Consider the following 11,949-nt stretch of genomic DNA (forward strand, 5'->3'; position numbering starts at 1 on the left):
GGAACGGTGAGCTAAAATGCAAGGTGGCAAAATTTCGTGGCTTCTTCAGTTTTGGATATTTTTCGCCTCAAACGCTTCGATCAAGTCGTCCTCGCTGCCCTTTTTAGCCTTACGTTAGCGGTGGCACTGCTGTGGGGATTTGGCGATCGCACCCCCACCCAAGTGCAGGCCTTTAGTTGGGAGGGGCAACAAATTGGGGTAACGGACGAACAATTTCAACTGTCCTTTAACCAGGCCCTCGATCCAGCTATCGTCACGGAAAATTTCACCATTGAACCACCCCTGGCAGGCCGCTGGAGTTGGGTCGGCAAAACATTTTTCTATAGCCTCGATGAACGCCCCATCTACGGCCAGGATTATCAATTTAAACTAGCTGCTCCTACCCCAGAAGCGGCAGAGAAGCCCAATATTGTGCCTTTCTTGAGTCGGGTAAAAAGTCGAGACCGGGCCTTTGCTTACATTGGCACCGACGGCACTGACCGGGGCCGCTTGATTTTGTATAACCTGACTCGCCAGGAAAAAAGTGTCCTCACCCCAGCCGACCTCATCGTTCTCAATTTGGATGTGTATCCTGAAGGCGATCGCCTGTTATTTTCTGCCATTCCCCGCGGATCGGCCCAGGCTGAAATTGGCGACCAACAACTCTATACCGTGAGCACAGGCTTAAATTTCCAAGGCTCTACCGACAGCCCCCCACCTGCCGGGCGCATTCAGTCTGTCTTAACAGCCACAGACTATCGCAATGGGGCCTTTCAACTTGCGGACAATGGAGAACGGATCATTATTCAGCGCACAAATCGAGAGAATCCCCGCGATCGCAGTTTGTGGGTCATTGAAGGCCAAGCCGAACCCCGCGCCCTAGGGATTCCCGCCGATGACTTCCTCCTCGCCCCCAATGCCGAAGTTGTTGCCATTTCCCAACAAAATAAACTTTCCCTCGTGCCCCTAAATCGTAATGGTGGTGCTGTCCAAGCCAAGGAAGAATTTACGAAGCTCCTCGCCTTTTCCCCCGACCAAACCCAACAAATCGCCCTCCAGCAGGCCAATGGCGTTTACTCCCTCCACCGCATTGACGCCCAGGGAGAAACCACAGAAATTTTACGCACCCTCACGCCGATTATTGATTGTCGCTTTGAACCCCGCGCGGCGGAACTTTTGTATTGCCTCAAGCTGGATCGAAATGAAACCTCAGGCCAAGTGGTTGAGGAACCTTTTCTCAGTGCCTTGAATCTCAAAACGGGGGAAGAAACCGCCCTCCTCGCTTTACCGAATTACCGGGATGTGGGCCTGAGCATTGCCGCCGATGGGGTTGCCCTCCTCTTCGATCAGGTGGTCACGACTCCACCAACGCCCACCAGTGATCTGTTTACTTCCACGGGCCTGGCGGTGGAAGGGGGCCGCCTCTGGCTATTGGCACTCCCGGAGTTGGGGACAGATACAGAAATTCAGCCTGTTCCACCGGAATCCCTACTGCCGGGCTATCAACCCCAGTGGATTCCTTAACGATTTTTTTTGCTGCACTTTCCTTTTTTAATGGGAGCAATTAGCCCCCGTAGATCCTATGACCGTTTTGAAAACCATGACCCGCATTGATCGTCTTGCCCTCCTGTTGATTGTGATCTTTAGCCTGATGATCGGCATCGGTGTCGGCGGTGAGCAACTGTGTGGCGTGGATTGTCCGCTTAATACCGGGCCGAGGGTGCGGGAATTTTCTTGGCAGGAACAACGCATTGGTGGTGATGATACGGCCTTTATTTTGACCTTCGACCGACCGATGGATGCGGTGGGGGTTGAGGATAATTTAGTTATTGATCCGCCGCTCCCTGGCAAGACCAGTTGGGCGGGTAAACGTTTGGCCTATACGCTGTTGGCACCGGCTCCCTATGGCCAGGATTATCAACTGACATTGCGGGGGGCGCGAGAAAAATTTGCGGCTTCGGGAAATCTAGGCAAGACGATGCAGCCATTTTCCAGTAGTTTTCGCACCCGCGATCGCGCCCTGGCCTATGTGGGCACCGATGAGACACAGCAGGAAAAGGGACGGTTAATTTTATACAACTGGACAAAGGATGAAAAACGCATTTTAACGCCGCCGAATTTGGTGGTGCTGGACTTTCAGGTGTATCCGGAAGGGAAAGCAATTTTGTTTAGTGCGGTGGATCGGACGCGCCCAGCAGAAGGGATTCAGGATAGTCAGCTTTATCGGGTAAGCACGGGCCTTGGGGAAGATGACACTTCTTCAGATTTAGAACTGGTTTTAGATAATCGTACCTACCAAAATTTGCAGTTTCAACTCGCAGCGGATGGAGAGGCGATCGCCGTGCAACGGGTCAAGCGGGATGATCCGGCGGACTTTGGGCTGTGGCTCGTGATGCCTGGGGAAGAACCGCAACCGTTGGGCTTGTCGGGGGGAGATTTTGCGATCGCCCCGGACGGGAAAACCATTGCCCTGCCCCAGGGGAAAGGGATTGGTATTTTTTCCCTAGAAGATATCCAAGAAGAACCCCTCGACTTTTTGCCCCGTTTCGGTCAGGTGGTCACCTTTTCGCCCGATGGGACAACGGCGGTCTTGGTGGATTTCAACAGTGATAATCCAGAATTGCGCTATCGGCGATCGCTGTATTTGGTCAATAGCCGCAACCAGGAGCAAAAATTGCTGGATACGGACGGCTCGGTGCTAGATTGCGACTTTAACCCCACAGAAACCCAGCTTTATTGTTTACTGACGGAATTAATCCCTGGGGACGAATACCGGGAGCAACCCTATTTTGCCCAGATTGATCTCGAAACCCAGACAGTTTATCGCCTCGCCCAGTTGACCCAATACCAAGATATTGCCCTCAGCATGGCCCCCGATGGTCTGGGGTTGCTCTTTAGCCAGGTGGTGACGGACATTACCGACGTGGAAGAACCCTTTTTCCGGACGGCATCCGGGGAGGCGATCGCCGGGGGGCAACTTTGGCTTATTGTTCCCGGTGAAACCCCCGACCAAACTCAGTTGGAGGCCCTACCCTTTGCGGGAGTTTATCCCCGTTGGTTGCCCTAGAATCAGCTTTTAAAGCAGGATTGAGGCCCGTTCTGCCAATGGCGATCGCTCACCTTTGAGGAGGGTAATGTGGCCGGCGATCGCCTCCTGTTTAAATTTTTCCACCACATAGGTCAGCCCATTACTGGACGCATCCACATAGGGATTATCAATCTGCTCGACGTCCCCGGTGAGGATAATCTTGGTGCCTTCTCCGGCCCGGGTCAAAATGGTTTTCACCTCGTGGGGCGTTAAATTTTGCGCCTCATCAACGATCAAGATTTGTCGGGGAATCGTACGGCCTCGGATGTAGGTCAAGGGTTCGATTTGCAACAAGCCCAATTCCATCAGTTCCTCGTAGCCGTGCCGCCAGTGGCGCGGTTTGTCTTTGAGGTCTTGGGTATTGAAAATCAGATCTAAATTGTCGTAAAGGGGCTGCATCCAGGGGGTGAGTTTCTCTTTTATTTCCCCCGGCAGATAGCCCAAATCTTTGCCCATGGGCACAATGGGCCGTGAAATGAGCAGTTGATTATAGAGGCGCTCCCCGGCCACTTTCGCCACCCCGGCAGCAAGGGCCAGGAGAGTTTTACCTGTGCCCGCTTTCCCGACCAACGTCACCAGTTGAATCTCATCCTGCAGCAATAATTCCAGGGCGAATTTTTGTTCACGGTTACGCGCTTGGATATTGGAAACCGGAGCTTTCGTTGCTTTATGGAGGGGCACCACCTGATGCTCATCGCCGCGACAAATCCCCAGGGCAGTGTGGGTTGGCTTTAGGCGATCAACGAGGGTTATCGCCTGATTGGGAAAAAAGCTTTCGGGTAGGGTCACAGTTCCGTCTTGGTAAAATTTGGCGATCGCCTCTGCATCTACAAGAACTTCTATTGTCCCCCCATAAAACTCATCGAGGTTGACCTTGCCCGTTTCATAATCTTCCGTAGTCAAGCCCAAGACACCGGCTTTAATGCGTAGATTCGTGTCTTTGCTGACAAGCACTACCGGACATTGACAATTATTTTGTTCCGTTAGGGCCACCGCCAAAATTTCATTATCGCCAGAATCCCCTGCCAATTCTGTCGGCAAAGTTTCGAGAATTTCTGGTTTACAGAGGGCCACCCGCAGCAAGCCTCCCTGATCGAGGGTGATTCCCTGCACCAAAGATCCCCCATGGCTGAGGGCATCAAGGGTACGGGAAACTTGCCGGGCATTACGACCAATGGAATCGACTTGTTTTTTGAAGCGGTCTAATTCTTCAATAATCGTGATCGGCAAGACCACTTCGTTATCCGCAAAGGACAGCATCGCCTTGGGATCATGGAGCAGGACATTCGTATCCAGGACAAAGACTTTTTTCATAGAGATCTGCCAAAGGATCAATAGCTCATAGTTCTATCGTCCTTTGTTTGATCCCGTCAGTGTTACCTTTGCAATAAAAATTCTTTTAGGGGGAACTGAGCTTATGGGTTCATAAAGTATTTAGGCAATTAATTCTCAACAAAGTTAACCCGTTTATATAATTCTGAAAGTTTAATTTCTAGCGCAGCAAATTTGAATTTAATAACAGCATGTTCCCCCATTAATTCAGTTAATAACCATTGGCGATCGCCTACCTTTTGATAAAGCTCTACCCGTGGGTAAGTCTGATCGATTAACAAATACTCTTGTAACTGGGGAATCGTGCGATAAAGGGCAAATTTTTGATTTTTATCAAATCCTTCGGTGGAGTTAGAAAGTACCTCAGCGATCATAGAGGGGTTTGTCACCGCCATTTGGCTCTCGTCAACAAAAACTGGTGCGCCTTCAATCATCATCACATCAGGATAAAGATAACTAGCCACATCTGGTAACCAAAGACGCATATCACTGACGAAGATTTCGTATTGGCGATCGCTGATTTCAAACGGCAATAAGCGACTTAGATTTAAAGTCAAACGATTGTGATTTGCGGAAGCCCCTGCCATGGGAATAATTTTTCCTTGAATAAATTCATGTCTTAAGACTGATCTCGCTTCCTGTTCGAGATAATCTTCTACCGTAAAAAGTTGAGGGACTGTAGAAATCATTATCGATCTCCGATTTCATTGAGCCGATAGACAATTAATGTTGCTTTGAAGCCAATATTAAGGGTCTTTTTCTATTTTTAACAAAATGGTCTTTAAAATAAAAAGTAACGTTGGGCCATGGGTAAAACAGTGGCCGGTTCACAGACGAGCATTTCTCCATCGGCCCGCACATGATAGGTTTCTGGATCTACTTCCATTCTAGGCAGGTAATCATTCAACTTCAGATCGCGCTTCGTTAAGTTGCGGCAGTTGGTAACAGGTAAAACGGTTCTCTGGAGACCCAATCGCGTCGCCACATCCGCTTCCATGGCTGCTTGGGAAATAAAGGTGAAGGCGGTAGATTGCATTGATTTCCCAAAATTGGCGAACATTGGCCGCATGTGGATTGGTTGCGGTGTGGGGATGCTGGCGTTAGGATCTCCCATCTGGGCGTAGGCGATCGCCCCCCCTTTGATCACCAGTTCTGGCTTGACGCCGAAGAAAGCAGGTTTCCAGAGACAGAGATCGGCGTATTTTCCTTCCTCAATGGAGCCGACGTAATTAGAAATGCCGTGGGTGATCGCTGGGTTGATCGTGTATTTGGCAACGTAGCGTTTAATGCGAAAATTATCGTTCTCCCCAGTGTCCTGAGCCAGAGCGCCCCGTTGAACTTTCATCTTATGGGCCGTCTGCCAGGTGCGAATGATTGTTTCCCCAACGCGCCCCATGGCCTGGGAATCCGAGGAAATCATGCTAAAGGCCCCCAGGTCATGCAAAATATCTTCGGCGGCAATGGTTTCCCGACGGATGCGCGACTCGGCAAAGGCGACATCTTCGGGGATACTGCGATCGAGGTGATGGCAAACCATCAACATATCCAGGTGTTCTTCTAGGGTGTTGAGGGTGTAGGGACGGGTCGGGTTTGTTGAAGATGGCAATACATTCGCTTCACCACAGACTTTGATAATGTCCGGTGCGTGGCCACCCCCAGCCCCCTCAGTGTGGTAGGTGTGGATGACACGATTTTTAAAGGCAGCGATCGTATCTTCCACAAAACCTGCTTCGTTCAGGGTGTCGGTATGAATTGCGACTTGCACATCCAATTGATCGGCGACCGAAAGGCAATTGTCGATGGCAGCGGGGGTTGTGCCCCAGTCTTCATGGAGTTTGAGGCCGATTACCCCGGCACGAACCTGTTCGATCAGTCCTTCTGGTTTGGCACTGTTGCCCTTCCCTGTAAATCCTAAATTTATTGGAAACCCTTCGGCGGCTTCGAGCATCCGAGAAATGTGCCATTCTCCAGGGGTACAAGTGGTCGCATTGGTGCCCGTAGCTGGGCCAGTGCCGCCACCAATCATTGTGGTAATCCCAGAGGCGATCGCCACCTCGATTTGTTGGGGACAAATAAAATGCACGTGGCTATCGATGCCCCCAGCGGTGAGGATATGCCCTTCACCGGCGATCGCCTCGGTGCCGGGGCCGATAATGATGTCGATATTGTCCTGGATATCGGGGTTGCCAGCTTTGCCGATTTTGTAAATTTTGCCGTCTTTGATGCCGACATCGGCCTTGACGATGCCCCACCAGTCCACGATCAGCGCATTGGTAATCACCGTATCTACCGCCCCATCAGCGCGAGTAACAGCGGACTGTCCCATGCCATCGCGGATCACCTTCCCGCCCCCAAATTTCACCTCATCCCCATAGGTGGTGAAATCCTGTTCCACTTCCAGCCACAGTTCCGTATCTGCCAAGCGCAGGCGATCGCCCACCGTGGGGCCATAGGTTTCTGCATAGGCACGGCGCGACATCCGGTAACTCATGGGGACTCCTTCTTGCGTTGAGGCTCAAATTCTTCAGTCCAGATTACCCCATCTCCCAAGCCCCGAACCGTAGCTGAGACAACTTGTTAGATCAGCGATATTTCACCCGCAAACTTCAGGATTTGAACTTTCATTACCCAAAATGATGGCGGGGTTCTTTTTCCCTTGGGGAGGCGCTACCTTAAACGAAAAAATAGCAAGCAATATGCCCCCATGGATTTAACCTGCCCGCTTCCCTTACAAAATACTTCCCATGTACTGTTGGCCCATGGCGGCGGCGGCAAACTGATGCAAGACCTCATCGACAAAATGTTTGCCACGGCCTTTGGTGAGACTTGCACGAGCCATGATGCGGCGGCCTTACCAGTATCGACGGAGAAACTCGCGTTTACGACGGATTCCTATGTGGTGCAGCCCCTCTTTTTTCCGGGGGGAGACATTGGCAAATTGGCGATTTACGGCACGGTGAATGATCTGGCGATGGCGGGAGCGCGGCCCCTGTACCTTAGTGTGGGCTTCATTTTAGAAGAAGGCTTGCCCTTAGAAACCCTCTGGCAGGTGGTGGTCTCGATGCAGCAGGCGGCCCAGGCAGTCGACGTACAGATCGTCACGGGAGATACGAAGGTGGTGGAGCGGGGTAAGGGGGATGGTCTGTTTATCAACACATCAGGCATTGGCATTATTGAATCTAGGCTTAATATTCAACCAAAGGCGATCGCCCCTGGGGATGCGATTTTAGTCAGCGGAGATCTCGGTCGCCATGGCATCGCGATTATGGCCCAGCGGGAAGGGTTAGCCTTTGAAAGTCCCATTGAAAGTGACTGTGCCCCCTTGGTGGATCCGGTACAGGATTTGTTAAAAGCAGGGATTGAAATTCATTGTTTACGGGATATCACGCGGGGCGGGCTAGGGGCAGTATTGAATGAGTTGGCGATCGCCGCTGGATATCAGTTTAAAGTCCATGGCAATCAAATTCCTGTAATTGAAGCGGTGCGCGGGGCCTGTGAAATTTTTGGCTTTGACCCAGTACATATCGCCAACGAGGGCCGCTTTGTGGCGATTTTGCCAGCAGCAGAGGCGGCGGAAGGCCTAGCGATTTTGCAGCACCACAACCCCAACGCCCGTCAAATTGGTCTCGTGACAACCCAAAACTGTGGGGAACAACATTTGGCGATCGCCCCCGTGATTGTAGAAAATGATCTGGGGGTAACACGCATTTTAGAACGTCTGAGTGGTGAACAATTACCGCGAATTTGTTAAGTATTTTTTGTACATTGATTAAAATTATTAACTGCCAAATTTTTCCGGAATTAAACAACAAAATAATTGTTTTATAGTGCGATCAAATTTATCTTAATTCGCAAAAAGCTGGTGCTGATTTTTATACAATCAAGGTTCGTTTGTAAGACTTAACATTTTAGGGAAAAAGCTTAAATTTTTCTGTAGAATTCTGAGGTTTCAAGGCGTTTAATTGATCCTTGGGATTAATCCTTTTTAAGATGAAAGCAAAGGCGATCACCGCCTGATTTTTACTGTCATTTGAGACGATTACCATGGCCATTTCCCATGCGGTTCCTGCGGATAAACGTTTTCGGGTGCTGGAAGTCGCCATGAAACGGAATCAATATCGCCAAGATACTCTGATTGAGATTCTGCACAAGGCCCAGGAAGTCTTTGGTTACCTCGAAGATGAGGTGCTTGAATATGTGGCGCGGGGGTTAAAACTGCCCCTCAGTCGGGTGTACGGGGTGGCGACGTTTTATCATTTATTTTCCTTAAAGCCGAAGGGGAAACATACCTGTGTCGTGTGTTTGGGGACGGCGTGCTACGTGAAAGGCTCCCAAGAACTCCTCAATAAAATTGATGAAACTCTCCACATTAAACCGGGGGAAACAACCCCTGATGATCAAATTTCTTTGGTTACGGCGCGCTGTATTGGGGCCTGTGGCATTGCGCCAGCGGTGGTTTATGACGATGAGGTGTGCGGGAAACAGAATGCTGATCAGGTGATGGCAAGGTTGCGGCAGTTGTCTGAGGGGAGTTGACGGGGATCAGGGATCAGATTTCGGTGTTTTATTTGTAGGCAGGATTTGCGGGAAAGATGACGGATTTAGCGGAATTGTTTGAAATTGCGGAAGCGGAACAGGATAGGCATCGGAAAATTCAGATTCGCTGTTGTACGGCGGCGGGTTGTATGTCTTCTGGGAGTTTGGCGGTAAAAGAGGAGCTGGAAAAACGGATTAAAGAAAAAAATTTGGGCGATCGCCTGGAGGTAGTTCCCGTCGGTTGCATGAAACTCTGTGGCTTTGCGCCGTTGGTGGATGTGAGCGAGGAGACTTGTTTTCAGCAGGTGATGCCAGAAGTTGCCCCAGAGATCGTCGATGTAGCATTGGGGGAAACGCCCTCGAATAAGCTGGAAATTTGCGATCGCCAAGCGCCATTTTTCACGTTACAAAAACCCGTGGTGCTAGAAAATAGCGGCAAAATTGACCCCGAACGGATTGAAGCGTACATTGCGCGGGGCGGCTATCGGTCATTGCACCAAGTGCTCGAAGATCTGACCCCGATGGCGGTGGTGGAAGAAATTACCCAGAGCGGCCTACGGGGGCGTGGCGGCGGCGGCTATCCCACGGGATTGAAATGGGCGACCGTCGCGAAAATGCCGGGGGATCAAAAATATGTCGTCTGTAACGCCGACGAAGGGGATCCGGGGGCATTTATGGATCGGGCGGTGCTCGAAAGTGACCCCCACCGGGTTCTCGAAGGGATGGCGATCGCCGGCTATGCCGTGGGCGCAAACCACGGATATATTTACATTCGGGCAGAATATCCCCTCGCGATCCAACGCCTCGAAAAAGCAATCAAACAAGCCAAAAGTAAGGGTTTACTCGGTAGCCAGATTTTTAATTCCCCCTTCAATTTCACCATCGACATCCGCATTGGCGCAGGGGCATTCGTTTGTGGCGAAGAAACCGCCCTAATTGCCTCCATCGAAGGCGGACGGGGAACCCCCAGACCCAGACCCCCCTACCCCGCCCAGTCCGGACTGTGGGGACATCCCACCCTAATTAATAATGTCGAAACCTACGCCAACATCGTCCCGATCATCCGTGAAGGGGCAGACTGGTTTAGCAGCATCGGCACCGAAAAAAGCAAAGGCACAAAAGTGTTTGCCCTCACCGGAAAAGTTACCAACAACGGCTTGATCGAAGTGCCGATGGGAACCCCTGTCCGGCAAATTGTCGAGCAAATGGGCGGCGGCATCCCCGACGGTGGCACAGTCAAATCCGTCCAAACCGGAGGGCCATCCGGCGGCTGTATTCCGGCGGACTACCTTGATACGCCCATCGAATATGATTCTTTGATCAAACTCGGCACAATGATGGGTTCCGGCGGCATGATCGTCATGGACGAAGCCACTAGCATGGTTGATGTGGCGAAGTTTTACATGGAATTTTGTCAGTGCGAATCCTGCGGTAAATGTATCCCCTGCCGTGCCGGAACGGTGCAGATGTCGGGACTGTTAAGCAAAATGCTCAAGGGACAGGCTGCCCCCAAGGACATTGAACTGCTCGAACAACTTTGCCACATGGTCAAGGAAGCAAGTTTATGTGGGTTAGGGCAGAGTGCGCCCAATCCAATTTTGAGTACCCTGCGCTATTTCCGTGATGAATACGAATCCCTCGTGGGCAGTGCTCCCGATTAAACCGTATTTGAATAACCCATTTTATGCAGTCCTTGCAGAGAGAACCTTAAGCAAAATCGTAAAAATATGGCAGTTAAAACTTTAACGATAAATGATCAGCTAATCAGCGCCCGCGCTGGGGAAACGATCCTTGAAGCCGCCCGTGATGCGGGGATTCACATTCCGACCCTGTGTCATCTGGAGGGGGTGTCCGATGTGGGAGCTTGTCGTCTCTGTCTCGTGGAAATTGAGGGGAGTAATAAACTCCAGCCCGCCTGTGTGACGGAGGTGATGGAGGGAATGGTCGTCCAGACCCACACAGAAAAATTAGAAGAATATCGTCGGATGACGGTGGAATTACTCTTCGCGGAAGGGAACCATGTTTGTGCCGTCTGTGTGGCGAATGGCAATTGTGAGTTGCAGGATATGGCAGTGGAGGTGGGGATGGATCATTCGCGCTTTCCGTACCAATATCCAAAACGGGAGGTGGATATTTCCCACAAGCAATTTGGCATTGACCATAACCGTTGCATCCTCTGTACCCGCTGTGTTCGGGTCTGTGATGAAATCGAGGGGGCGCACGTCTGGGATGTGGCGAATCGGGGCGGTGAATCAAAAATTGTCTCTGGTTTAAATCAGCCTTGGGGGGCGGTGGATGCCTGTACGAGTTGTGGCAAATGTGTGGATGCTTGTCCAACGGGATCAATTTTCCGCAAGGGAGCCACCGTAGGCAGTAAACTCGGCGATCGCCAAAAACTTGAATTTTTAATTACCGCACGCACCAAAGGGGAGTGGACAAGATAATGGCGCAAGAAACCCAACAAAAAATTCGATTTGCAACAATTTGGTTGGCGGGTTGTTCCGGTTGCCACATGTCATTTTTAGACCTCGATGAATTTTTAATTGAGTTGACAAAATATGTGGATGTGGTCTTTAGCCCCGTCGGTTCCGATGTCAAAGATTACCCTGAAAATGTCGATGTTTGTCTCATTGAAGGGGCTGTTGCTAACCAAGAAAATTTGGAATTGTTAGAAAAAGTTCGTCAAAATACCAAGCTATTAATTGCCTTTGGAGACTGTGCCGTAACGACCAATGTCACGGGCATTCGTAACCAAAAAGGTGATGCCCAAACCATTTTAGAACGGGGCTATAAAGAACTCACCGAAGAACACCAATTACCCCAACAAATTACCGGAGGAATTTTGCCGCCCTTATTACCCAGAGTTTTGCCCATCCATGAAGTCGTTGATATTGATTTATTTCTCCCCGGTTGCCCCCCCGATGCCGACCGAATTAAAGCGGCGATCGCTCCCTTATTAGAAGGAAAATTGCCGGAGATGGTCGGGCGAGAAATGATCAAATTCGGCTAGATTT

At 50.6% G+C, this 11,949-nt stretch carries 10 protein-coding genes; 7 read left to right on the top strand and 3 right to left on the bottom strand.

What is annotated here, in order from left to right; translation table 11 throughout:
• Positions 1-36: 36 nt before the first annotated feature.
• Together AWQ23_RS01125 and AWQ23_RS01130 are read left to right on the top strand one after the other, a co-directional pair.
• Positions 37-1,503, top strand: coding sequence for a hypothetical protein (locus AWQ23_RS01125; protein WP_062431811.1), 1,467 nt, complete (start codon positions 37-39; stop codon positions 1,501-1,503).
• 58 nt (positions 1,504-1,561) lie between these two features.
• Positions 1,562-3,046 carry an Ig-like domain-containing protein gene (locus AWQ23_RS01130; protein ID WP_062431813.1) on the top strand — a complete coding sequence of 495 codons (1,485 nt, stop codon included), beginning with the start codon at positions 1,562-1,564 and terminating at the stop codon, positions 3,044-3,046.
• A 9-nt stretch (positions 3,047-3,055) separates the two neighbouring features.
• On the opposite strand, the gene AWQ23_RS01135 is transcribed toward AWQ23_RS01130, so the two are convergent.
• The 3 genes from AWQ23_RS01135 to ureC all read right to left on the bottom strand — a co-directional run bounded on the left by AWQ23_RS01135 (position 3,056) and on the right by ureC (position 6,890).
• The gene (locus AWQ23_RS01135; protein WP_062431815.1) at positions 3,056-4,381 is read right to left on the bottom strand and encodes a PhoH family protein; all 1,326 of its coding nucleotides are present in this window, start codon (positions 4,379-4,381) and stop codon (positions 3,056-3,058) included.
• Positions 4,382-4,509: 128 nt separating this feature from the next.
• Complete coding sequence (locus AWQ23_RS01140; protein WP_157072178.1) at positions 4,510-5,088, bottom strand: Uma2 family endonuclease; 579 nt, start codon at positions 5,086-5,088, stop codon at positions 4,510-4,512.
• 92 nt (positions 5,089-5,180) lie between these two features.
• Positions 5,181-6,890, bottom strand: a complete 1,710-nt coding sequence (gene ureC, locus AWQ23_RS01145) for an urease subunit alpha (RefSeq protein ID WP_062431820.1) — start codon at positions 6,888-6,890, stop codon at positions 5,181-5,183.
• 213 nt (positions 6,891-7,103) lie between these two features.
• Between ureC and hypE the strand changes: the two genes are divergently transcribed.
• The 5 genes from hypE (at position 7,104) to AWQ23_RS01170 (ending at position 11,945) form a co-directional block, all read left to right on the top strand.
• Complete coding sequence (gene hypE, locus AWQ23_RS01150) at positions 7,104-8,150, top strand: hydrogenase expression/formation protein HypE (protein WP_062431822.1); 1,047 nt, start codon at positions 7,104-7,106, stop codon at positions 8,148-8,150.
• Positions 8,151-8,443: 293 nt separating this feature from the next.
• Positions 8,444-8,935 (top strand): bidirectional hydrogenase complex protein HoxE, encoded by a 492-nt coding sequence (gene hoxE / locus AWQ23_RS01155; RefSeq protein WP_062431824.1) that lies wholly within the window; start codon positions 8,444-8,446, stop codon positions 8,933-8,935.
• A 56-nt stretch (positions 8,936-8,991) separates the two neighbouring features.
• Positions 8,992-10,596, top strand: a complete 1,605-nt coding sequence (gene nuoF / locus AWQ23_RS01160) for an NADH-quinone oxidoreductase subunit NuoF (RefSeq protein WP_062431826.1) — start codon at positions 8,992-8,994, stop codon at positions 10,594-10,596.
• Positions 10,597-10,662: 66 nt separating this feature from the next.
• Positions 10,663-11,379, top strand: a complete 717-nt coding sequence (hoxU, locus tag AWQ23_RS01165; protein ID WP_062431829.1) for a bidirectional hydrogenase complex protein HoxU — start codon at positions 10,663-10,665, stop codon at positions 11,377-11,379.
• Positions 11,379-11,945: an oxidoreductase gene (locus AWQ23_RS01170; RefSeq protein ID WP_062431831.1), complete on the top strand. Its 567-nt coding sequence runs from the start codon at positions 11,379-11,381 to the stop codon at positions 11,943-11,945. Before hoxU ends, AWQ23_RS01170 begins: the two co-directional genes overlap by 1 nt.
• Positions 11,946-11,949 lie beyond the last annotated feature (4 nt).

The sequence above is a fragment of the Picosynechococcus sp. PCC 73109 genome (assembly GCF_001521855.1).
Lineage (GTDB): Bacteria > Cyanobacteriota > Cyanobacteriia > Cyanobacteriales > MRBY01 > MRBY01.